9 protein-coding genes are annotated in these 24,280 nt (G+C 73.8%); 1 reads left to right on the forward strand and 8 read right to left on the reverse strand.

Translation table 11 applies throughout. The features are described from left to right. The first annotated feature begins 65 nt into the window (after nucleotides 1-65). On the forward strand, nucleotides 66-596 hold the full coding sequence (locus tag EDC02_RS11855; RefSeq protein ID WP_158632162.1) for a transposase: 531 nt from the start codon (nucleotides 66-68) through the stop codon (nucleotides 594-596). Between the two features lie 804 nt (nucleotides 597-1,400). Here the strand turns inward: EDC02_RS11855 and EDC02_RS11860 are convergent. The 8 genes from EDC02_RS11860 to EDC02_RS11895 all read right to left on the reverse strand — a co-directional run bounded on the left by EDC02_RS11860 (nucleotide 1,401) and on the right by EDC02_RS11895 (nucleotide 23,791). After that, nucleotides 1,401-2,153: a thioesterase II family protein gene (locus tag EDC02_RS11860; protein ID WP_123601990.1), complete on the reverse strand. Its 753-nt coding sequence runs from the start codon at nucleotides 2,151-2,153 to the stop codon at nucleotides 1,401-1,403. 15 nt (nucleotides 2,154-2,168) lie between these two features. Next, nucleotides 2,169-3,068, reverse strand: coding sequence for an ROK family protein (locus tag EDC02_RS11865; RefSeq protein ID WP_233605880.1), 900 nt, complete (start codon nucleotides 3,066-3,068; stop codon nucleotides 2,169-2,171). After that, entirely contained in the window at nucleotides 3,044-3,733 is a 690-nt protein-coding gene (locus EDC02_RS11870; protein WP_123604720.1) for an HAD-IA family hydrolase, read from the reverse strand. The genes EDC02_RS11865 and EDC02_RS11870 overlap by 25 nt, the downstream gene beginning before the upstream one ends. Before the next feature lie 62 nt (nucleotides 3,734-3,795). Further along, nucleotides 3,796-4,854 (reverse strand): Gfo/Idh/MocA family protein, encoded by a 1,059-nt coding sequence (locus tag EDC02_RS11875; protein WP_123601991.1) that lies wholly within the window; start codon nucleotides 4,852-4,854, stop codon nucleotides 3,796-3,798. After that, nucleotides 4,851-6,014 (reverse strand): aminotransferase class I/II-fold pyridoxal phosphate-dependent enzyme, encoded by a 1,164-nt coding sequence (locus tag EDC02_RS11880; RefSeq protein WP_123601992.1) that lies wholly within the window; start codon nucleotides 6,012-6,014, stop codon nucleotides 4,851-4,853. The genes EDC02_RS11875 and EDC02_RS11880 overlap by 4 nt, the downstream gene beginning before the upstream one ends. An 86-nt stretch (nucleotides 6,015-6,100) precedes the next feature. Beyond that, nucleotides 6,101-7,279 carry a 3-deoxy-7-phosphoheptulonate synthase gene (locus EDC02_RS11885; protein WP_123601993.1) on the reverse strand — a complete coding sequence of 393 codons (1,179 nt, stop codon included), beginning with the start codon at nucleotides 7,277-7,279 and terminating at the stop codon, nucleotides 6,101-6,103. Continuing rightward, on the reverse strand, nucleotides 7,276-8,337 hold the full coding sequence (locus EDC02_RS11890) for a 3-dehydroquinate synthase family protein (RefSeq protein WP_123601994.1): 1,062 nt from the start codon (nucleotides 8,335-8,337) through the stop codon (nucleotides 7,276-7,278). Before EDC02_RS11890 ends, EDC02_RS11885 begins: the two co-directional genes overlap by 4 nt. Nucleotides 8,338-8,362: 25 nt before the next feature. Beyond that, complete coding sequence (locus tag EDC02_RS11895) at nucleotides 8,363-23,791, reverse strand: type I polyketide synthase (protein WP_370461530.1); 15,429 nt, start codon at nucleotides 23,789-23,791, stop codon at nucleotides 8,363-8,365. Nucleotides 23,792-24,280 lie beyond the last annotated feature (489 nt).

Genomic DNA, 24,280 nt, shown 5'->3' on the forward strand with positions numbered 1-24,280 from the left:
CCCACTACCGCAAACGATTCGAACCGCCATAAGTCACGACCCGCCGTTGCAGTATTAGGGGCGAGGTGTACGACTGTTTCGACCGGCGGGCAGACGCGTTGTTCGATCTGGTCGATGGGATCTGCGCGCCGGTCACGGTGGCTGGGGTGGCCTATGTGAGCTTGGCGCCGGGTGCCCGGCGGGGGCACGACGCCGGGTACGGGGCGTTGTCCGCAGGTCGGATCGACGAGGATCTGCTGCGTGATGTGCTGCTGGCCCGGTTTCGGGCAGCGGGGTGGCGGCCGGATTTCGCGGTCGATGCTTCGGTGTGGGCGCGGTGCGATGCGGAGTGCTCGCCCGGGCGCGGGTTCTATCACCACCCGGCTCGGCATTCGGCGGGCCAGCCGATCGTGGCGGGCTGGTGTTACTCGTGGCTGGTCGGGTTGTCGACCGAGCATGATTCCTGGACAGCGCCGCTGGATGCCCGGCGCCTAGCGGTGTCGGACAACCCGAATATGGTGGCGGCCGGGCAGGTTCGGGCGGTCCTGTCCCGGCTCGGGCCGCTGGAGCAGCCGCGTTGGTCGCCTTCGACGGCGGTTACGACCCGGTGCAGTTGACCGTCGAGCTCGCTGGGACCGGCGCGCAGATCGTGGTCCGGGTCCGCGACGACCGGGCGTTCTACGCCCGGCCGGTTCCCCGGGTCGGTGGGCGTGGTGGCGCGCCGCGCCGGCACGGCGCCAAGGTGTCCTGCGCCGATCCGGGCAGTTGGCCGGGCACAGATGCCCGGCTCGAGGTCGACGACGAGGTTTACGGCCGAGTGCAGGTGTCCGCGTGGCATCGGTTGCACCCGAAACAGCGCACCTACCGGGGAGCCGGGCGGTGCCTTGCGGATCGTCGAGGGCACCCTGATCCGGCTGCGGGTGTCGCGGCTGCCTGGCCGCCGGGACCGGGAGCCGAAGACGGTGTGGCTGTGGTGGCACGGCCCGATCTAGTCCGATCTGGACCTGGACCGGGTCTGGCGCTGCTATCTGCGCCGCTTCGATATCGAGCACACCTTCCGTTTCGCCAAGCAGGTCCTGGGCTGGACCGTGCCGAAACTGCGCACACCGCAGCAGGCCGACCGGTGGACCTGGCTGATCCTGGCCGCCTGGCCCAGCTACGCCTGGCCCGCTTCCTGGTCGCCGATCACCGGTTGCCCTGGCAGCGGCCGCAGCCGGTCGGCGCGTTCACGCCTGGCCGGGTCCGTCGAGGTTTCGGTCATCTACTGCCAGCCATCGGCACTCCGGCCAGTGCACCGAAACCCACCCAACCCAGCCCCGGACGTCCGAAAGGCTCCCGATCCACGCCCGCCCCACACCATCCCGCGACCAAGAAGTCCCAGGTCAAGACCCCAAACGGCGAAACCGACGCTAACCGGAAGGCTAAGGCGCGGCGATGGTTCGCAGCAGCCCAGCGATCTCGTCGAAGTGGTCGGCGACGAAGAAATGGCCGCCCGGCATCGAACGGACTTCGGCGGACCCGTCGGTGTGCCGCTCCCAGACGCTCGCCTCCTCGGCGGTCACCATCGGGTCCTCGGTGCCGGTGAGCACCGTGACCGGGGCGTGCACCACCCGGCCGGGCTGGTGGCGATACGTCTCCACGGCTCGGTAGTCACCGCGTACGGCCGGAAGAATCAATCGCAGAGTCTCCGGGTCGGACAGGACACTCGCGTCGGTGCCGCTGAGCGCCCGCACCTGCGCGACGAGCCCGGCCGGTGGCAACCGATGGAACTGGTCGTCCCGGTAGCGCGACGGCGCCCGGCGGCCCGACACCACCAGGCGTACCGGCGGCGCGATGCCGTTGTCCTGCATGAGGAGGGCGATCTCATACGCGAGGAGCGCCCCCATGCTGTGCCCGAACAGGATCAGCGGCCGGTCGATCGACGGCCGCAGCGCCTCGAAGCACTGCCGCGCGAGCTCGGTGAGGGACGTGACGAGCGGCTCCCGATAGCGGTCCTGCCGCCCCGGGTACTGGGCGGCCAGAACCTCGATGCCGGGGGCCAGCGCCCGGGCGAGCGGGTGGTAGAAGCTCGCCGAGCCGCCGGCGTGCGGCAGGCAGGCGAGCCGGACGGGCGCTCCCGGTGCCGGCCGGAAGGTGCGCCACCACGCCGGGACGACCTGCGGTGCTGCGGACATGAACCCTCGTCTCCTCTACAGCGTGCGTGCCAGTTCGACCGCGCCGGCCAGCGATGACAGTCCACCGAGGGCGGCGGCGCGTACGGGCAACGGTTCCTGGCCGGGGCGGATCAGCCCGGCGACATGGCCGTTCAGGGCCGGTATCGCACCGGGGACCCCGGCGAGGAAGCCGCCCCCGACGACCACCAGACGCGGGTGCAGCAGTTCCGCCACGCTGACGATCGCCGTGGCCAGCGCGCGGTAGGCCGCGCCGAGCGCCGTGATCGCCCAGGGGGCCGTGGCGGCCGCCCGGCACAGTTCCTCGTACGTGACGGGCAGCCCCCGCGCGCGTGCGGCCCGGTCGAGGATCGCCGGGCCGGAGGCGACCGCCTGCAGGCAGCCGCCGCGGCCGCACCGGCAGCCCTCCCCTGCGCCGACGGCGATGTGCCCGATCTCGAAGGATCCCCGGCCGGGCCCCGGGCACAGCTCGCCGCCGAAGACGAAGCCACCCCCGACGCCGGTTCCGACGCCGAGGTACAGCAGGTCGGTGACGCCTGCCGCGCGGGCCTCGGCGAGCGCACCGAGGTCCCCGTCGTCGGCCCAGGCGACCGGGACGGGCCCGAAGAGCGCACCGAACACCTCCCCGGCCGGCAGCCCGATCCACGATGGACGGCTTGGCCACGCGCTGACCCGGCCGGCGGCGTCCACCGTCGCGGGCAGGGCCACCCCGGCCGCCCGCAATGGCAGGCCGACCTCGGCCACCCGCTCGGCGAGCAGTGCGAGATCCCGGCCGGCGTCGTGTCCCGGCACCCAGCGGAACGCGGATTCGTGCACGCGGCGGTGCCGGTCCTCGGCTCGCAGGGCGACCTTCGTACCACCGATGTCGACACCCAGGTCGTACACCGGCCCGGTCAGCGGGCCGGCACCGGCGGGCACAGCGCCAGGAGGTCGGCGGGCTTGTGCAGGACGACGTCGGGGCGGGCGGCAAACAGCTCGTCCTCCTCGGGTTGCGCCCACACCGCCGCGACGGCACTGACCCGGGCTCCGTGCGCGCTGAGCAGGTCGGTCGGCGCGTCGCCGACCATGACGGCTTCGCCGGCCGGTACGCCGAGCAGCTCCAGCGCCCGCAGCACGATGTCCGGTGCGGGCTTGGGCCGGGCGACCTCGTCGGAGCCGACGACGTGGGCGAAGTACGGCAACAGGCCGAGCGTGTCGAGCAGGGACCGCGCCCGTTCGCCGCTCTTGCCGGTGGCGATGGCGAGCAGCAACCCGCGCTCACGCAGCACCGACAGCAGGTCCACGACGCCGTCGAACACGGTGACGCGGTGGGCGAGCCGGTAGCTCTCCCGGACGAAGGGCTCCTCCATGGCCAGCGGCAGGCGCATCTCCCTCATGATGTCCGGGAAGTAGCGGCCGAGGTGCCGCCGGTACTCCGCGAAGGGTGCCGGGCCGGGCCCGACGACCTCGGCGTACGCGATGGCGAACGCCTCGCTCATCACCGCGAAGCTGTCCACGACGACCCCGTCGAGGTCGAAGATCACCGCGCGCCGCAGCGGCACGGCGACGCCGGTCCCGATGGGTTCGGTCAAGGGATTGGTCATGAGTGCCCTCCCTGGTCCCGGCGGCGCGGTCACCTGGCGTGCGGCGCCCCGGTCGCCGGAGGTCATCCGGCGACCGGGTGCGCGGACTGGTAGAACCTGTCGATAAGCCCGACGGTCAATCGGGCGTCAGCGATGGCGGTGCCGCGGTTTCCCGGATCGGCCAGGCTCGTGGCCAGACCGTCCAGCTGGGTCCTGTACTCGGCGCCGACGGGATCGGCGGGTACAGGCAACAGGGTGGTGGCGCCCACCCTGGTCACGGTGAGTTCGGATTCCGGCAGGCGGTTCGGGCTGAAGCCGAAGGTGCAGCGCAGGCAGGCGACGCCCTCACTGCCCTCGATCCGCAGCATGGACACGTCCCGCTCGTCGTGGGAGGCCCAGCTCGTACGCAGCGACACCGACACGCCGTCCTGGCGTACGAGAAAGCCCCGGGCCGTGTCCTCGACGTCGCCGCACCCGTCGGCCGGATCGCCGTCCCGGCGCCAGGCCGCGTTCCAGCCGCCGGCCCGGACGAAGTCGTCGGACGTGACGCCGACGACCTGCCGGCTCTCGGCCGGGCCGATCAGCGAGTTGAGCGTGTCGAGCAGGTGCCAGCCGAGGTCGACCAGCGCACCGCCGCCGGCCATGCTGAGCCGCGTGAACCACCCGCCGGGCCGCGGAATCCCCCGGGACCGGGTCCACGCCAGCTCGGCGTGCTGGATCCGGCCCAGGGTGGGCACCACCCGGCGCAGGGCGGTGACGTCGGCCCGGTGCCGGGCGGCGCTGCCGGCCAGCAGGGTGGCGCCCGCCGCGCGTTCGGCGCCGGCCAGTTCGGCCGCTTCCTCGAGCGTCAGGCACACCGGCTTCTCGAGGAAGACGGAGATGCCCCGGCGCAGCAATCGGGCGGCGGTCTCGGCGTGCAGGTGGTTGGGTACCGCCACCACGGCGAGGTCGATGTCGTACGGGTCAAGGGCATCAACGTCCGGGACCGTCCGCACGCCGGTCTCCAGCGTCGCCGCCTCGCGTGCCCGGGGATCCGGTTCGGCCGCCGCGACGACCTCGAAGGCGTCGTGCTCCCCGAGCAGCCGCAGCCAGAGCTCCCGGCCCGCCCAGCCGAGGCCGGCGACCGCCACCCGGATCGTCATGCGGCGGTCACCGCACCGGCGATGATCTCGACGGTGGCGTGCAGGGCCTCCGGCTCGGCCAGCAGGGTCCGGTGGTGCAGCCAGATGCCGTCGGTGCTGATCGCCTCGGTGTGCGGGCAGCGCTCGGCGATCTGCTCGACGGTCTCGGCCGGCCGCGCGCCGTCCCAGAACGCGTCGGTGCGGTAGATCGCCCGGAAGGTGGCGAAGGCCGGCAGCCCGGCCGCGACGAGGCGGTCGACCAGATCGTTGCGCGCCTGCTCGCCGAGGCCCGGTACCCGGAACATCGCCATGTAGTGGGTCTTGCGCTCGGCGCGCGGGTCACCGCTCTGCGGCACCACACCGGGGATCCCGGCGAGCAGCCCGGACAGCAGCGCCCAGCGCTCGTCGCGGACCGCGTTCTGGGCGTCGAGCCGGCGCAGCTGTGCGCGCAGCACGGCCGCCGCGAACTCGCCGAGCCGCAGGTTCGACCCGCTGACCTTGTGCATGTAGTGCCGGTCGGTGCGGGGCCGTCCGCAACTGTGGCGCAGGAACGCGTTCTCGAACATCTCCTCGTCGGGCAGCAGGAGGGCACCGCCCTCGCCGGCCGTCATGAGCTTGCCGTTCTGGAAGCTGAAGGCCGCGATCGTGCCGAACTCGCCGATGCGCTTGCCCTGCCAGCGGGCGCCCTGCGCGTGCGCGGCGTCCTGCAGCAGCGCCACGCCGTTGTCGGCGGCCAGCTTGGCGAGCGCGTCCATGTCGGCCACCAGCCCGGCCATGTGGACCGGCATGATGACCCGGGTCCGCGGCGTCACGGCGGCCGCGGTGGCGGCGACGTCGATGTTGTACGTCTCGAGGTCCACATCGACCGGTACGGCGACCGCGCCCAGCCGCTGCGCCGCCTGCGACGACGAGATGAAGGTGAACGCCGGGACGATGACCTCGCTGCCCGGCCCGGCGCCGAGGCACTGCAGGGCCAGTTCGAGGGCGTGGGTGCCGTTGGTGACCGCCAGGGCGTGCGGGGCGCCGTGGAACTCGGCGAACTCCCGCTCGAACGACTCCACCTCGGTGCCGCCCATCCGCCACCACTGACCCTGTTCCAGGGCCCGGATCAGCGCGGTGCGCTCCTCGTCGTCGTACTGCGGCCATTGCGGGAAGACGGGTGCTTTGCCGATGGCGTCCATGTCTCTCCGAAGCTCGCCGGGACTGAGGGGGGACTCGCTCAGGTTATGAGCGGCGGCCGGGGGCGTCGTATACCCCGACCTGCTAGTCATGGCCGGAGCAGGCGGGCGGCGTGCCGGGCGACTTCGAGCGCCTGGGACGGGTTGAGGCGGGGGTCGCAAGCCGTGCGGTAACGCCGCGGGATGTCGTGCTCCGCGAGGCCGTCCGTGCCGCCGACGCACTCGGTGACGTCGTCGCCGGTGAGTTCGAGATGCAGGCCGCCGGGGTGGGTGCCGAGATCCCGGTGCACCTCGAAGAAGCCGTCCAGTTCGTCGGCGATCCGGCCCAGGCTGCGGGTCTTGAAGCCGCTCGGGAGCAGATGGGTGTTGCCGTGCATGGGGTCGCACTGCCACACCACGGTATGGCCGGCGGCGGTGACCTTCTCCACGATGGGCGGCAGCACGTCGCGGACGCGGTCGTGGCCCATCCGGCTGATCAGGGTGAGGCGGCCGGGCTCGCGTTGCGGGTCGAGCCGCTGGGCGTACTCGACGGCTTCCTCGGGGATGGTGGTGGGGCCGATCTTGAGGCCGATCGGGTTGGCGAGCAGCGCGGCGAGGGCGATGTGCGCGCCGTCGAGCGCCCGGGTCCGCTCGCCGATCCACAGGAAGTGGGCGATGCCGCTGAGCACGCTGGATCCGTACGCCGTGAGCCCGGCCGCCTCGTAGTCCAGCAGCAGCGCCTCGTGGCTGACGTACGTCCCGGCGTGCGCGGCCCGGATGACGTCCATGGTCCGCGCCGCGTGGATCCGGGCGCGCCGCATCCGCCCCGGATCCGGGGTGCGCGCCGCCGCGGCGGCGGTCCGGCCGTTGATGATGTCGCCCCGGTACACGGGCAGGCCGTCCGCGTCAACGTACGCGGAACGCGGCTTGGCGTACTGGCCGGCGGCCCGGGCAAGGCGTACGACCGGCCGGTCGCCGGCGGTGGCGAGAAGGGCGGCCATGCGGTGCAGGAGGGCCACGTTTCCCCGTACGTGCGTGGCGGTGTTGTCGGTGAAGGTCTCCGCGCAGTCGCCGCCCTGCAGCAGGAAGCTCTGGCCCCGGGCGACGGCCGCGAGTCGCTGCCGCAGCCGGGCCATCTCCCCAGGCCGCACGATGGCCGGCAGGGTACGCAGGGAGGCGGTCACGGCGGCGGCGCGTTTGCGGTCGGGCCACTCCGGCTGCTGGGCCGCGGGCAGGGTCAGCGCGGCGCGTACAGGGGCACTGTGATCCCGGCCGATCCGGCGGCTCACCGGGTCCCCGCGGGTTCGGCGGTGTCCGCGACCAGGGCGTCCAGCGGTTGCCGCGGCATCTCGCCGAGCACCTGCCGGACGGCTTCGGCATCGACCCCGGCGACCAGGGCGGGACCGCCGTCGCCGTCGAGGACGAAGCTCAGCCCGCCGGCCGACTTCTTGTCGTGGCGCATGATGCTGATCAGCTCCTCGGCGGCGACGCCCTCCGGCAGGGCCGCGGGCAGGTCGTAGCGGCGTACCACCGCCTCGTGCTCGGCGGCCCGCTCCGCCCCGATCCGGCCCAGCGCGTGGGCGAGCCGGCCGGCGAAGACGGTACCCACCGCGACCGCTTCGCCGTGGTACAGCCGGAAATCGGTCGCGATCTCCAGCGCGTGCCCGAGCGTGTGCCCGTAGTTGAGGATGTGCCGCAGCCCGGTGTCCCGCTCGTCCCGGGAGACGACGTCCGCCTTCAGCGCGACGCTGGCGGCGATCTGCTGCTCGGTGGTCAGGCCGCTCAGATCGCCGGCCCCGATGAAGTGGCACCGGGCGATCTCGCCGAGCCCGTTGCGCCGTTGCCGGTGCGGCAGCGTGCTCAGGTATTCGGTATCGCACAGGACCGCAGCCGGCTGCCAGTACGCCCCGACGAGGTTCTTGCCGGCCGGCAGGTTGACCGCGGTCTTGCCGCCGACGCTGGCGTCGACCTGGGCGAGCAGCGTGGTCGGGACGTGGATGACCGCGACGCCGCGGTGGTAGAGGGCGGCGGCGAGCCCGGTCACGTCGGTCGTGGTGCCGCCGCCGCACGCGACGACCACGTCCGCGCGGCCCAGCCCGAAGGCGGCGAACCGCGCGCAGAAATCCTCCACGGTGGCGAGCGTCTTGGCGTGTTCCCCGTCGTGGGCCGGGACCACCGTCGAGGGGACCCCGGGATCCGGCACCCACGGCCGGGGGCGGGCCGAGACCACCACGGCCCGGCGGGCGCCGAGCCGTTCGACGATCCCCGGCAGCAGTTGGCGCACGCCGACGCCGATGACCACTTCGTACGGACGATCGCCGGCGCGCACCTCGACGGTCGTGGGCATCTCGATCCTTCCGGTCGGCGGAGGTTCAGTGCGAGGTGCCGAGGGCCCGGCGTACCAGGTCGGCGACGTCCATCTCGTCGATGAGGTCGTCCTCGGCCGGCGGGGAGTCCGGTTCGTCGGCCGGGGTGCCCGAGGCCAGGGCGATGAGCGTGTCGAGCACACCGGCCTGAGCGAACCGGTCGAGCGGCACCACGGCGAGCACGCGCCGCAGGGTGGCCTCGTCCGCCTCGGGCGGGGCGGGTTCGCTGAGCAGTTCGTCGCGCAGGTGCCCGACCAGCGCGGCCGGGGTCGGGTAGTCGAAGATCAATGTCGACGGCAGCCGCAGCCCGGTCGCAGTGTTGAGGCTGTTGCGCAGGTTGACGGCGGCCAGCGAGTCGAATCCGGCGTCCTGGAAAGGCTGCTCGGCGGCCACCGCGTCGCCGCTGCTGTGCCCGAGCACCGCGGCGGCATGCCCACGCACCAGCCGCAGCAGAATCCGGTCCCGCTCGCCCTCGGGTGCGGCGTGCAGCGAATCCACCAGCGTGCCGTCGGGTCCCCCGGCCGGCGCGGCGGACTCCTGGGCGGTCAGTGCGACCCGGGCCTCGGGCAGGGAGTCGAACAGCCGGGTCGGCCGCACCGAGGTGAACGCCGGGATGAACGCCGACCAGTCGACACCGGCCACCGTTACCGTGGTCTCGTCGGCGCCGGTGGCCCGGGCCAGTGATTCCATGGCGAGCGTGATGGTCAGCGGCAGCACACCCCGGCGGCGCAGCTGGGCGACCGCCGTCTCGTCGGCACCGATGCCGATCTGCTCCAGCACGCCCCACGCGACCGAGGTGGCGCGCAGGCCCCGCGCACGGCGGGCTTCCACGAGCGCGTCGAGGGTGGCGTTGGCGGCCGCGGACAGGCCCTGGCCGCCGCCACCCCAGACCCCGGCGATCGAGGTGAACGCGACGAACGCGTCGAGCGGGACGCCGGCCAGCGCTTCGTCCAGCCACACGGCCGGATCCACCTTGGCCGCGAACATCCGGGCCACCTCGGCCTCGCTCGTATCGGCGACGGCGCCGTTCCACCACTGGTCGGCCGCGTGCACCACGGCGGTGAGCGGCAGATCCGCCGAGACCGACACCAGCCGCAGGATCTCGTCCCGGTCGCCACCGTCGCAGACCTCGACCGGGACGCCGGTCCCGGCCAGGTCGGCGCGCAACTGCTCGGCGGCGTCGAGCGGGTCGCCGCCGCCGGTGGTGGTGGTGACGACTAGCCGCTGCGCACCGGCGTCGGCGAGCCAGCGGCAGGCGTACCGGCCCAGGCCGTCGTCGCCGCCGGTGACCAGCACGGTTCCGCGCGGCTGCCAGCCGTCGGAGGCCGAGACCGGGGCGGCGGCGCGCACGAGCCGCCGGGCGTACGTGCCGGAGCGCCGGACCGCGATCTGGTCCTCCCCGGAGGCGCCGGTCAGCGCGGCGAGCACCCGCGGGACCGTACGCCGATCGTCCGCACCGGGCAGGTCGACCAGGCCGCCCCACCGGTCGGGGTGTTCCAGCGCCACGACCATCCCGAGACCCCACAGCGCGGCCTGGTGCGGCGCGGTGACCGCGTCCCGGATGCCGACGTCCACCGCACCGCGGGTCAGCATCCACAGTGGTGCCGTGAGGCCGGCGTCGCCGAGCGCCTTGACGAGGTTCACCGCCGGGGCGACCGGTTCGGTCCCGCCCCCGAGCGCGAGCAGCGACAGAACCCCGGCGAACTCCCGGTCGTCGCCGATGGCCGGGGCGGTCCCGTCGTCCGAGCGTACGGTCACAGTGTTGAGGCCTTGGGCAGTGAGTTCCGCGACGAACCCGTCGACCACATCGCCGGTGGGGGCGACCACGAGCCAGCGTCCGGCCGGCACCCCCGCCGCGTCGTTGTCGAACTGCTGCCAGGACGCCCGGTAGCGGAGCCCCTCGATCGCGGTGGCGGACTCCCGCCGCGCCCGCCACCGGGCCAGCAGCGGCAGCACCCGGCCGAGGCTCTCGAGATCGGTGGGGTCGCCGGCGCCGAGCACCTCGGCCAGGGCCCGCGGATCCGCGTCGCGCACCGCCGCCCACACCTCGGCGGCGTCGTCCGCGGCGGTGACCTCGTCGCCACCGGCGGGCTCCCGCAGCCAGTACGCCTGCCGGTCGAACGCGTACACCGGCAGATCCACCCAGCCGTCCGCGGCGGGCAGCACGGCCGGCCAGCGCGGCGTGATCCCGGCGACGCTCAGTTCGGCGATCGAGGTGATCAGCCGCCGCATCCCGCCGTCGTCGCGCCGCAGCGACCCGGTGGCCGACACGTTCCGCCCGGCCGCCTCGGCACACTCGGTCACCGGCTGGACGAGGACCGGGTGCGGGCTCATCTCGACGAAGAAGCCGAAGCCCTCCTCGACGAGCGCGGTGACCGCCGGTCCGAAGTTCACCCGGCCGCGCAGATTGCGGTACCAGTAGTCGCCGTCGAGTTCACCGGCGTCGCGGATCCAGTCGCCGGTGAGCGTCGACCGCATCGGGATCGCGGGGGCCTGGGAGCGCACGTCGCCGAACGCCTCGGCGAGCGCGTCCCGCACCGCTTCCACGTGCCGGGTGTGCGAGGCGTAGTCGACGGCGACCCGGCGGACGCGGACGCCGTCGGCGGTCATCCGTTCCAGCGCGGAGTCCAGCTGTTCGGGCTCCCCGGCGATAACCACCGACGCCGGGCTGTTCACCACGGCGACCTCCACCGAGTCCGCCCACGGCAGCAGGCGCTCACCGGCCTCCGCCTTGGTCAGGACCGCCGACGCCATCCCGCCGCCCCCGGCCAGCTTGGCCGCGATGACCCGGCTGCGCAGGGCGACCACCCGGGCCGCGTCGTCCAGCGACAGCGCCCCGGCCACGCAGGCCGCGGCGATCTCGCCCTGGGAGTGACCGATCACCGCGTCCGGCACCACACCGGCCGAGGACCACACCGCAGCCAGGCTCACCATCACGGTGAACGTGGCGACCTGCACCACGTCGACGCGCTCGAGCATGGCCGGTTCGGCGTCGCCGCGCAGCACTTCGAGCAACGGCCAGTCGAGCCACGGCTGGAAGGCCCGCACGCAGTCGGCGACCCGGGCGGCGAAGACCGGCGACTCCGCGAGCAGGCCCCGGCCCATCCCCGCCCACTGCGCACCCTGGCCGGGGAACACCCAGGCCAACTTGCCGGCGCCCGCGGTACCCGAGACCAGCCGGGGATCACATTCGCCCCGGGCCAGGGCGTGCAGGGCGGGCAGCGCCTCGCCGGCCGTGCCGGTGACGACGACGGCCCGTTCGCCGAGCACCGCGCGGCGGGTGGCGAGCGCGGCCGCGACCGGTGCCAGCGGCACGTCCGGGTCCGCGGTCAGCATCGCCGCCAGGCAGGTGGCCTGGGCCGTCAGGGACGCCGGGGTTTTCGCGCTGAGCGTGAGGGCGACGACGCCGGGTCCGCCGGTCGGGGCCGGGTCCTCGCCGGGGGCTTCCTCGATCACGAGGTGGGCGTTGGTTCCGCTCGCCCCGAAGGAGGAGATGCCCGCGCGGCGGGGTTTGCCGGGCGTACGCGGCCAGTCCCGCTCCTCGGCGAGCACGCGTACCGTCCCGGCCGACCAGTCGACCTGGGAGGTCGGCTCCCCGGTGTGCAGCGACGCCGGGAGTACCCCGTGCCGCAGCGCCTCCACCATCTTGATGACCCCGGCCACGCCGGCCGCCGCCTGGGTGTGGCCGATGTTCGACTTCAGCGACCCCAGCCACAGCGGGCGATCCGGATCCCGGCCCTTGCCGTACGTGGCCATCAGCGCCTGGATCTCGATCGGGTCGCCGAGGACCGTGCCGGTGCCGTGTCCCTCCACCACGTCCACGTCGGCGGCGGCCAGCCCGGCCTCGGCCAGTGCCCGCCGGATGACGCGCTGCTGGGCCGGGCCGCTGGGGGCGGTGAGCCCGTTCGAGGCGCCGTCCTGGTTGACGGCACTGCCGCGCAGCACGGCCAGCACCCGATGGCCGTTGCGGCGGGCGTCCGACAGCCGTTCCAGAACCACCATCCCGGCGCCCTCGGCCCAGCCGGTGCCGTCCGCGTCCGACGAGTACGACTTGCAACGACCGTCCGCCGATAGCCCGCGCTGACGGGAGAATTCCAGGAACGCGTCGGGGCTCGCCATCACGGTCGCCCCGCCGGCCAGCGCCATCGAGCACTCGCCACCCCGCAGCGCCCGTGCGGCCAGATGGATCGCCACCAGCGACGACGAGCACGCCGTGTCGACGGTCACCGCCGGGCCCTCGAAGCCGAACACGTACGACACCCGGCCGGACGCCACGCTGGCGGCCGTCCCGGTCATCACGTAGCCCTGCACGTCCTCGGGCACCTGCCGCAGCCGGGTCACGTAATCGTGGTGCACGATGCCGGTGTAGACCCCGACGTCCCGGCCGCGCAGCGACAGCGGGTCGATCCCGGCGCGTTCGAACGCCTCCCACGATGTCTCCAGCAACAGCCGCTGCTGCGGGTCCATGGCCAGTGCTTCCCGTGGCGAGATCCCGAAGAGGGCGGCGTCGAACCGGTCGGCGTCGTGCAGGAAGCCGCCCGCGCGGGTATACAAGGTGCCGGGATGGGCGGGGTCCGGGTGGTAGAGCCGGTCGACGTCCCAGTCCCGGTCGGCCGGGAACCCGGTGATGGCGTCACGCCGCTCGGCGACCAGTGACCACAGTGCTTCCGGGCTGTCCGCCCCGCCCGGGAACCGGCCGCTCGTCGCGATGATGGCGATCGGCTCGTCGGCGCCGGGGATCACGGGAACGCCGGATCCGGCGTCGGCGTCGGCTTCCGCATCGCCGCGCAGGGCGGTGCCCAGGTGGGCGGCGAGGGCTTCGGTGGTCGGGTGGTCGAAGGCGATGGTGACCGGCATCTCGACGCCGGTGAGGTCGCGCAGGCGGTTGCGCAGCCGGACGGCACCCAGCGAGTCGAGGCCCAGATCCTTGAAGGACATCCGCTCGTCGAGGACGGTGTCCGGGCGGTGGCCGAGGGCGACCAGGGCACTCTCCCGGACGAGATCGGTCAGATCGGTGAGGCCGCGAACGGCTGCCGGGGTGACCGGGGCGGTGACCGGGAGCGGCGCGGGCTCGTCCGGCTGGGCGCCGATCCAGAAGCGCTGGTGCTCGAAGGCGTACGTGGGCAGTTCGGTACCGAGCGGCGCCCGGCCGGAGCGACCGAGGATGGCGGGCCAGTCGGCGCCGATTCCGCGTACGTGCAGGCCCGCGACGGCGGTACGGACGGCGAGCGTCTCGTCCGGGCCGGACGGCAGCAGGGGCAGGCAGGCGTCCGCCGGCAGGCCCGGTGCCTCGAGCAGCATGCCAGTGAGCGCATTGCCCGGTCCCGCCTCGAGGAACGTCGTGGCGCCCTCGGCCCGCAGGACGGCCACCGCGTCGCCGAACCGGACGGCGTGCCGCAGCTGCCGCACCCAGTAGCCGGCGGTGCTCATCTCCCCGCCGGCGTCGAGCCGCCCGGTCAGGGTGGACACGATCGGCACGGTGGCGGGCCGGTAGGTCAGGCCCGCGGCGACCGCCCCGAACTCGTCGAGCACCGGATCCATCAGCGCCGAGTGGAACGCGTGGCTGACGCTCAGCCGGCGCGTCTTGTGGCCGTCGCGGTGCAGCCGGTCGGCGATCGCGTCGACCGCCGCCTGCTCGCCGGCGAGCACCAGCGAGTCGTGGCTGTTCACGGCGGCCACGCCGACGCTGCCCGGCGCGTCCCGCAACAGGGCGGCGACCTGCTCCGGAGTCGCCCGGACGGCGGTCATCGCCCCGCCGGCGGGCAGGGCGTCCATGAGCCGGGCCCGCGCCGCCACCAGCCGGGCGGCCTGGCTCAGGTCGAGGATCCCGGCCACGTGCGCCGCGGCGATCTCCCCGATCGAATGCCCGGCGAGCAGCGCGGGCCGGATGCCCCACGCGACGAGCAGCCGGTGCAGCGCGGTCTCCAAGGCGAACAGCGCGGGCTGGGTGTAGAGCGTACGGTCAAGCAACGCCGCGCCGGGTGTGCCGGGCGCCGCGGCCAGAACCTCGGCCAGCGGGCGTGGCCAGTGACCGCCGAGGTGCCGTTCGAGCTCGGCGATCGCCGCCGTGAAGGCTTCCCGGAACACCGGTTCGCCGCGGCCGAGTTCGGCGCCCATGCCGGCCCGCTGGCTGCCCTGCCCGGTGAACACCACGGCGAGGCTGCCCTCCACGGTGGTTCCGGTGACCGCAGCGGCGCCGGGCGTACCGCGTTCGAGGTCGCGCAGTTCCGCGGTCAGGTGCTCGCGATCGGTCGCCAGGATCACCGCCCGCCGACCGAGGTGGGCGCGGGCGGTCGCGAGGGCGTGGGCGACGTCGCCCGGACGGGTGTCCGGGGCCGCGGCGAGGAAATCGGCGATCCGCGCGGCCTGGCCGGGGAGTCCCGACACGGTACGCGCCGACAGGAGCACGGGCACGACGGCCGGTTCGGGCATTTGCTCCGGCGCGGGCTCCGGTGCCGGTCCGGCTTCGAGGATCACGTGGGCGTTGGTGCCGCCGATGCCGAACGACGACACACCGGCGCGGCGGGGACGTCCGGCGTCCGGCCAGTCGCGGGGTTCGGTGAGCAGGCGTACGGTCCCGGCCGACCAGTCGATGTGCGACGACGGGCGGTCGACGTGCAGGGTGGCGGGCAGCGTGCCGTGCCGCATCGCCATCACCATCTTGATGACCCCGGCCGCACCCGCCGCCGCCTGGGTGTGACCGAGGTTCGACTTGACCGACCCCAGCCACAGCGGCCGCTCGGGGTCGCGGTCCCGGCCGTACGTCTCGATCAGTGCCTGGGCCTCGATCGGGTCGCCAAGAGTGGTTCCAGTGCCGTGTGCCTCGACGGCATCCACATCGGACGGACCGAGGCCCGCTCCGGCGAGGGCGGTGGTGATGACCCGTTGCTGGGCGGGCCCGCTCGGCGCGGTCAGGCCGTTCGACGCGCCGTCGGAGTTCACCGCCGACCCCCGGACAACGGCCAGCACCTGATGGCCGTTTCGGCGGGCGTCGGAGAGCCGCTCGACCAGCAGCAGGCCGGCGCCCTCGGACCAGCCGGTGCCGTCGGCCGCGTCGGCGAACGACTTGCACCGCCCGTCCGGGGCCAGGCCGCGCTGGCGGGAGAACTCGACGAACGTCTCGACCGTGCCGATGACCGTCACGCCACCGGCCAGCGCCAGCGAGCACTCCCCCTGCTGCAGCGCGCGCACGGCCAGGTGCAGGGCTACCAGCGAGGACGAGCACGCCGTGTCGACGGTGATCGCCGGGCCCTCGAAGCCGTAGTGGTACGCGATCCGGCCCGAGACGACGCTGCCGGAGTTGCCGGTGAGGCGGAAGCCCTCGGCACCGGTCGACCGGTGCGCCCGCATGCTGTAGTCGTGGCTGTTGACGCCCGCGAACACGCCGACGTCGCGGCCGTTCAGGCCGGCCGGGTCGATGCCCGCGCGTTCGAGCAGTTCCCAGGAGGTCTCCAGCAGGATGCGCTGCTGCGGATCCATGGCGAGCGCCTCGTTCGGCGAGATGCCGAAGAACGCAGCGTCGAAACCGGGGGCGTCGTCCAGGAAGGCACCGTGGCGAACGTACGTCGTACCGAAGTGGTCGGGGTCGGGGTGGAACAGACCGTCGGCCGGCCACCCCCGGTCGTCCGGGAAGCCGGTGACCGCGTCGGCGCCGTCGAGCACCAGCCGCCACAGGTCCTCGGGACTGTTGATCCCGGCCGGGAACCGGCAGGCCATGGCCACGATGGCGATCGGTTCGTCGGGGGCGGCCGGGGCGGCGCTCGGCGTGGTGTCGCGCCCGGTCAGCCGGTCCCGCAGGTACCCGGCCAGAGCGAGCGGACGCGGATAGTCGAACGCCACCGTGGCCCCGAGTTTGAGGCCGGTCTCGGCGGCGAGCCGGTTGCGCAACTCGATGGCGGTCAGCGAGTCGAGGCCGGTCTCCCGGAACGGCCGGTCGGCGGGCACCGACTCCGGGCCGTCGTGACCGAGGACCTCGGCCGTGTGCCGCCGCACCATTCGCAGGAGGGCGCCGGCCTCGTCCAGGCCTGCTGGCGGCTCGGCGGCCTCTCCTTTCCGCGCCAGCGGGCGGCTCGGCGGCACGAGGGCCGACAGCAGCGGCTTCTCTCGCACGCCGGCCAGGTCGAACCGGGTGGCGACGACGTCCGGTGGGGTGTCCCCGAGCAGCGCGGCGTCGAGCAGGGCCATGCCGTCGGCGGTGGAGAGGCCCAGCATGCCGCCGCGCCGGGTGCGGGAGTGGTCAGCGTCGCCCAGGTGCCGGGTCAGGCCGCCCGCCTCGGTCCAGAAGCCCCAGGCCACCGAGACCGCAGGGAGGCCGAGGCGGCGGCGTTCCCGGGCGAGGGCGTCGAGGCCGGCGTTGGCCGCCGCGTAGTTCGCCTGCCCCGGGTTGCCGAGCACACCAGCCGCCGAGGAGTAGAGCACGAACGCCGCGAGGTCGTGGCCGAGGGTCAACTCGTGCAGGTGCCGGGCCGCGTCCAGCTTGGGACGCAGCACGGTGTCGAGGCGATCAGCATCGAGCGTGGTGACGACGCCGTCGTCGAGGACCCCGGCGGAGTGCACGACGGCGGTCAGCGGGGCGGTGTCCGGGATGCCGGCCAGCAGCTCCCGGACCTGCTCGCGGTCGCCGACGTCGCACCGGGCAACCGTGACGGTGGCGCCGAGGGCGGCCAGTTCGTCGCGCAGCGTCCCGGCGGTGGGGGTGAGGCCACTACGCGAGGCGAGAAGCAGATGACGTACGCCGTACCGGGCCACCAGATGCCGGGCGGTGATCGCGCCGAGCAGCCCGGTGCCGCCGGTGATCAGGACGGTGCCGTCCGGGTCGAGCGGCCGCGCCGTGCGGGTGCCGCCCCGGGGTGTGCGGACCAGCCGGGGTACCTGCGCCCTTCCCTCGCGTACGCGGATCTGGGGTTCCCCGGTTGCCAGGGCATCGCCTTCCCGGCCGCGGGACTGCTCGTCGGTGGCGACCAGCACGATGCGGCCGGGGTGTTCCGACTGCGCCGAACGCACCAGCCCCCACACCGCGGAGGTGGCGACGTCGTCACTGTCGGAGGTGCGCACGACCAGCCGGCCGTCCGTCGCGTCGGGGCCGGTCAGCCAGGTTCGCAGGGTGGTGAGAACCTCGGCCAGAACCGTCCGGGGATCGTCGCCGGCGGGCACCTCGTAGTGGCGCGTACCAGGGATCGGGGCCGCCACCGGGGGCAACTCGATGTCGGTCCAGGCGGCGTGGAAGAGCGGGGGCCCGGCCGTGGGGGCCGTCGGCTCCGGTCCGGTCGTGACCGCCGCCGACAGCACGGGAGCCCCGGCCGGATCGGTGAGCAGCAGCCGGCGGCCATCCCCGTGAACCGTCAGCGCGGTGGCGCCGGTGGCGTGCAGAGCCACGCCGGTCCAGGTCAGCGGAGTCGTGCCGGGTTCGATGAGGGCGCGTACGGCCGCGTCGAGCAGTGCCGGGTGCAGTCCGTACCCGGCCGGTTCCCCGTCCAGCTCCACCTCACCGGCCTCGGGAAGGGACGGCGGGACGGGCTCGGCGGCGGCCGGGGTGAGCAGGCCGTGGGCGTGCCGGGTCCAGGGTTCGCCGGTCACCGGTCCGGCGGCGCGGGCCCAGATTTCGACGGTACGGTCGCCGTTCGGTCCGGGGCCGCCCACAGTCATCTGGACGTCGAGGGCGCCGTGCTCGGGAAGGACCATCGGCGTACCGGTGGCGAGGTCGGCGATGACCGGCGTTCCGGTCCGGTCCCCGGCATGGATCACCACGTCGAGCAGGGCCGAGGCGAGCAGCACGGTGGCGCCGTCCTCGCGGCGGGCGGTGATCCACGGGAACGACGACGCCGACCACCGTGCGACGGCCACCAACCCGCCGTCGCCGGACCAGTCCTCGCCCGGACGACCCTCGCCCGGACGGTCCAGGAGGGCGCCGAGCAGGGGGTGCCCGGGTTCGGTCAGGCCCAGGGGTCCGGCGCCGGGGCGGGTGGCGGTGGCCGGAAGCCAGTAGGCGCTGTGGTCGAAGGCGTACGGCGGCAACTCGGCCCGTCCCCGGGCGGGCGGCGACACGGCGGCCCAGTCCACGGCGATTCCCGTGACGAACAGGCGGCCCATCGAGGCCCCGAGACGCCGGAGTCCACCCTCACCGCGGCGCAGGGATTCGGTGACCACCACTTCGGCGCCGGCCGCCTCGGCGATCTCGGTCACCGGCTGCACGAGAACGGGATGGGCACTGGCCTCGATGAACGAGGTATGACCCCGGTCGATGAGGGCGGCGACGGCCGGGGCGAAACGCACCGGGTGACGCAGGTTGCGTACCCAGTAGTCGCCGTCGAGCTCACCCGCTTCGGTGATCCACTCGCCGGTGACCGTGGAGAGCAGCGGAATCCGGGGTGGCTCGGCGCGTACATCGGCCAGAGCGGCACCGAGCTCTCCGGCGATCAGCTCGACCTGGGCGGTGTGCGAGGCGTAGTCCACGGCGACACGGCGCACGCGCACCCCGTCGCCCTCCCACGCGGTCAGAACCTCCTCCAGCGCGGCCGGCGGCCCCGCGACGACCACCGACCCGGGACTGTTGACCGCGGCGATCGACACCCGGTCCCGGCCGGCAAGCCGCCCGGCGGCCTCCGCCTCGCTGAGCGCCACCGATGCCATGGCGCCGCCGCCCGCGAGTACGTCGCGGATGAGGGTTGCCCGGACGGCCACGACCCGCGCCGCGTCGGGCAGGGACAGGGCGCCCGCCACGTACGCGGCGGCGATCTCCCCCTGGGAATGGCCCACCACCGCCGACGGCTCGACGCCGGCCGACCGCCACACGGCCGCGAGCCCGGTCATCATCACGAAGGAGGCGATCTGGACGACGTCCACCCGCCCGGCGACGTCCTCGGGCCGCTCACCCAGCAACGCCCCGGTCAGCGGGAAGTCCGCGTACGGCTCGACGACGGCCGCGCAGGCCCGTACGTGCGCGGCGAAGACCGGTGAGGCGTCGAGCAGGTCGCGGCCCATCCCGGACCATTGCGCGCCCTGCCCCGGGAAGACGAAGACCACCGGGCCCGGACGAACGGATCCTACGATGATCCCGGACCCGCCGCGGCCCTGTTCGACGGTACGCAGCAACCTGACCGCCTCAGCGCCGGACTCCGCCACGACCACCGCGCGCTCGTCGAACGACGCCCGCGAGCGAAGGGCGGCCGCCACGTCCGCCAAGGTGTCGTTCCCGGCCTCGACGAACGCCGCGAGCCGGCCCGCACTCGCGGCGAGGGCCGCCGGCGTCCTGGCCGACAGGGCAAGCGCGACAACGGGGGCGATGGCTTGCGGTGCTTCGTCGGGCGCCTGCGGCGCCGGATCGCCGGGCGCCTCCTCCAGGATGAGATGCGCGTTCGTGCCGCTCACGCCGAACGACGACACCCCGGCGCGGCGGGGCCGCCCGGTCCGCAGCCAGGGCCGGGCCTCGGTGATCAGCCGGACGGCACCGGCCGACCAGTCGACACGTGACGACGGGCTGGTCGCGTGCAGCGTCGGCGGGAGTACGCCGTGCCGCAGCGCCTGCACCATCTTGATGACCCCGGCCACGCCGGCCGCCGCCTGGGTGTGGCCGATGTTCGACTTCAGCGAGCCCAGCCAGAGGGGCCGATCCGGAGCCCGTTCCTGACCGTACGTGGCAAGCAGCGCCTCGGCCTCGATCGGATCCCCGAGCACGGTGCCGGTGCCATGCCCCTCCACCACGTCCACGTCGGTGACGCCCAGCCCGGTTCCGGCCAGCGCCCGCCGGATGACGCGCTGCTGGGCGACACCGCTGGGGGCGGTCAGCCCGTTCGAGGCGCCGTCCTGGTTGATCGCCGACCCGCGCAGGACGGCGAGCACCCGGTGACCGCGGGCCCGGGCCACCGACAGCGGCTCCAGGACGACGACTCCGGCGCCCTCCGCCCAGCCCGTACCGTCGGCGCCGTCCGAATAGGACTTGCACCGCCCGTCGGGAGCGAGCGCCCGCTGCCGGGAGAACTCGACGAAAGCGCCGGGGGTGGTCATGACGGTCGCCCCGCCGGCCAGCGCCATCGAGCACTCGCCACCCTGCAGCGCCCGCGCGGCCAGATGGATCGCCACCAGCGACGACGAGCACGCCGTGTCGACGGTCACCGCCGGGCCCTCGAAGCCGAACACGTACGACACCCGCCCGGACGCCACGCTGGCGGCGGTCCCGGTGGTCATGAAGCCTTCGAGGCCGGGCGGCAGCTGCCCGTCCGGCGCGGGACCGTGCCCCATGACACCGGCGAAGACGCCGACGTCGGTGCCGCGCAGCGTGGCCGGGTCCAGGCCCGCGTGTTCGAGTGCCTCCCATGAGGTCTCCAGCAGCAGCCGCTGCTGCGGGTCCATGGCCAGTGCTTCCCGTGGCGAGATCCCGAAGAACGCCGCGTCGAATCCCGCGGCGCCGGCCAGAAACCCACCACGTCCGACGTACGACGTACCGACATGGCCCGGGTCGGCGTCGAACAGGTTGGCCAGGTCCCAGCCACGGTCGTCCGGGAAGCCGGTGATGCCCTCGCCACCCGCCAGAATCAGCCGCCACAGATCGGCCGGGCTGTGCACGTCGCCGGGCAGGCGGCAGGCCATACCGACGATCGCGATGGGGTCACCGGCCCCGGCTGCCGGAAGGGCAGCCTCCGCCGGTTCGCCGAGGCAGACGTCGGGGCCGAGCAGCCGGGCGCGCAGGTGGGTGGCGAGCGCGTCGATGGTCGGATGGTTGAAGGTCACGGTGGCGGGCAGTGCCAGCCCGGTCGCCGCCGTCAGCCGGCTGCGCAACTCGACCACGGCCGCCGAGGTGAGGCCGAAGTCCCGGAACGCCCGCCCGTGGTCGTCGGTGGCCGCACCGCCCAGCACCCCCCCGGTGTGCCCGGCGACGAGGTCACGCAGCAGGGCGAGCTGTCCCGGTTCGTCGAGCGCCGTCAGGCTGCGACGCAGTTCGGCCGTGGTGGCGGCGACCGGCGTGGCGGTTCCCGGCCGCGCGGCGACGAGTTCGCGGAGCAGATGCGGAACGTCGGCGGCGGGCGGTGGAAGCTCGGGGCGCATGGCTAGGAGCGTGGCGACGTCAAGGGCGAGCGCGACGTCAAGGGCGGGAGGCAGACCGTCCGCGTCCCCACCGATGTAGGTGGCGGGAAGCCCCATCCGACGACGGGTGTGGACCAGGGCTTCGGCATGCGTCGGGCCGGTGGCGATGAAGGGCGTCGTTCGCAGTGCGGCGGTTGCCTGGTGCAGGGCGCGGCCGACCTCGGCATCGCCCGAGGCGTGCAGGATTCCCACTACCGCGCTCGGCGAGGCGTCGAGTGCTTGCCGGAGGCTGTCGGGCGCGACTGTCACCACCTCGGCATCGGGGCCGAGAACGGTGGCGCCCACCACGAGGGCGGTGCTTGCGCCGGTGGCCGCGATCAGCCGCCGGGCCAGCGCGGCACCGGCCTCGGTGTCGGTTCCGGTGACCACCACCGAACCCCCGGGAGCGAGGTCGGCGAGCGGCCACGGGCGGTTCTCGGCCGGGGCCGGGATCAGGCGTGGCACGAGTGCTTCGCCGCGTCGGACCGCCACCTCCGGCTCGGTGCCACCGGTCGCCGCGGCGGGGGCGGTGGTCCCGTCGCCGAGGTCGACTAGGACGAGCCGACCGGACAGGTGCGGCCGGAGCCTGCGGGCCTCGTCCCAGATCGGGTACTGGGCGGGGTCGGGCGCGTCGTCGGCCGGGCCCGTCGTCACGGCGTGCCGGGTGAGCACGACGAGCCGGTCGCCGGCGCCGAGCTGCCCGGCGCGCTTGGCCAGTTCCCGCGCCAGACGACGGCCCAGTTCCTCCCGGAGGCCGGGATCCGCCGGACCGTCCGCCAGCGGCGTGAGGTCGAGCGGCGGCCCGGGTTCGCCGGTGGGGTCGCCCTCGGGCAGCGGCCTCCACACCACGGTCAGCAGGCCGGCGTGGTGGCCGCTCGCGGACCATCGCAACCAGGACGGCTGTTCGGCCAGGCGGCGTCGCGAGATCTTGCCGGACGCCGTACGCGGAATGGCCCGGACCTCCCGGATCTCCTCCGGCAGCTCGGCGGGAGCCAGCTCGGACCGGCAGTGGCCGAGGAGGGCGCCCAGGTCCAGGCCGCCGGGTCCCGGCCGCACGTACGCGACGGGAACCTCGCCCAGCACGTCGTGGGGAATGCCGCTCACCCCGGCGTCTGCTACTCCCCCGGCGTCGCGCAGTACGGGCTCGATCGCCTCCGGATGGATGTTCTCGCCGCCACGGATGATCAGGTCCTTGATGCGCCCGCAGACGGTGACGTAACCGGCGGCGTCGCTCCGGGCCAGGTCGCCGGTGCGGAACCAGCCGTCACGCAGCGCGGCGGCCGTCGCCTCGGGGTCGTTGTGGTAACCGGCCATGACGCTCGGGCCGCGTACCCACACCTCGCCCTCCGCACCGGTGTCCACGTCCTCGCCGGTGGCCGGGTCGACGATGCGCACGTCGACGCCGGGAACCGGCCGGCCGCAGGAGCCGTCGGGGCCGGCGCTGCCGGGCGGGTTCATGGTGATCGCGCCACAGGTCTCGGTGCTGCCGTAAGCGTCGACCAGCGGCACCCCGAACGACTGCTCGAACGCCCGCCGCAACTCGGGCCCGGTCACCGCACCGCCGACGAGTGCCATCCGCAGGCCGGGCAGCTCGCGGTCATCCGCCCGCCGCGCCTCGACCAGCCGGTGGTACGTCGTCGGCACCCCGGCCAGGAAGGTCGATCGGTGGGTACGCAGGAGTTCGAGCACGTCCTCGGCCGACTGCCCGTCCATGATCCGGGCGGTCGCGCCCACCGCGGTCACCGACAGCACGCAGGCGATGTGGGAGAGGCTGTGGAACAGTGGCAGCGGCCAGAGCACGCGATCCTTTTCGGACAGATCCGGGACCGGTACGTAGCAGGAGGCCACCGACCAGAGGCAGTTGCGCTGACTGGAGAGCACGCCCTTGGGCCGCCCGGTCGTGCCGGAGGTGTAGAACATCCAGGCGATCTCGTCCAGCCCGAGGTCGTCGGGAGCGGTCGCGGCCGGATCGGTGACGGCGAGCTCGTCGAATGACGAGCAGCCCGCGGCGGTCCCCGTCGACAGCACGACCGGCCGCTCGGGCGCCGAGGTGAACTCGCCAGCGTGGGCGGCGGTGGTCAGCACGAATCGCGCGCCGCTGCCGCTCATCACGAAGGCGAGCTCCCGGCGGCCGGCGTACGGGTTGAGGGGTACGCCGATGCCCCCGGCACGGACCGTGGCGAGGTAGCCCTCCACCATCGCGACCGTGTTGCCGAGGCACAGCCCGACCCGGTCACCGCGGCGCAGTCCCGCGTCGATCAGGTGACCGGCGAGCCGGCCCGTCCGCGCCTCGAGCTCCGCGTAGGTGACGGCCCGGGTGTCGTCCTCGTACGCGATCTTGTCGCCGAGGCGCTCCGCGTGCTCGCGCAGGATCACGGACAAGGATTTGACTAAATCGGCACGCACCACAGCCCCCTGACGCTCCGGGAAACCGGCACCGGGCACACCGGTGCCAGCCCTCCCGATATCGAAAGCGGCCGCCGGAAATGCATTCCTCTCCGAACACGGCATCGCACTTCGCGGGCGGGTATCCACCTTCATCCCTGCTGGACATTAATCACCGTCCGCGCCGGGCCGGATCCCCCGGTCTGGTAGCACCACGCGGCGGGCACGCCGCTCGAACCGGCCGGTTCCTGGTGAATCGGACGGGGGAGGCTGCGGATCTGTCGAGTTCATCACACGTCCTGCTCCTCGATTGACATGTCTCTTTAAAACCTTTTGCGGCACGTGAAGCGAACATGAAGTATTCATTCAGACACGAGGAGTGACATATGTGCGATCATCATTCACGCGGACGACGAGGCTCGCATGCCCGAGACCTCGTCACCGGAGGCCGCCCTCCAAAGATCCGCTGCGGGCCGGAAC

It is taken from the genome of Micromonospora sp. Llam0 (genome assembly GCF_003751085.1).
In the GTDB taxonomy this organism is placed as follows: Bacteria; Actinomycetota; Actinomycetes; order Mycobacteriales; family Micromonosporaceae; genus Micromonospora_E.

Coding starts and splice junctions, on each gene's coding strand:
- EDC02_RS11870 (WP_123604720.1), bottom strand. CDS start 3,733: ATGACCAATCCCTTGACCGAACCCATCGGGACCGGCGTCGCCGTGCCG.
- EDC02_RS11880 (WP_123601992.1), bottom strand. CDS start 6,014: ATGGACGCCATCGGCAAAGCACCCGTCTTCCCGCAATGGCCGCAGTAC.
- EDC02_RS11890 (WP_123601994.1), bottom strand. CDS start 8,337: ATGCCCACGACCGTCGAGGTGCGCGCCGGCGATCGTCCGTACGAAGTG.
- EDC02_RS11860 (WP_123601990.1), bottom strand. CDS start 2,153: ATGTCCGCAGCACCGCAGGTCGTCCCGGCGTGGTGGCGCACCTTCCGG.
- EDC02_RS11875 (WP_123601991.1), bottom strand. CDS start 4,854: ATGACGATCCGGGTGGCGGTCGCCGGCCTCGGCTGGGCGGGCCGGGAG.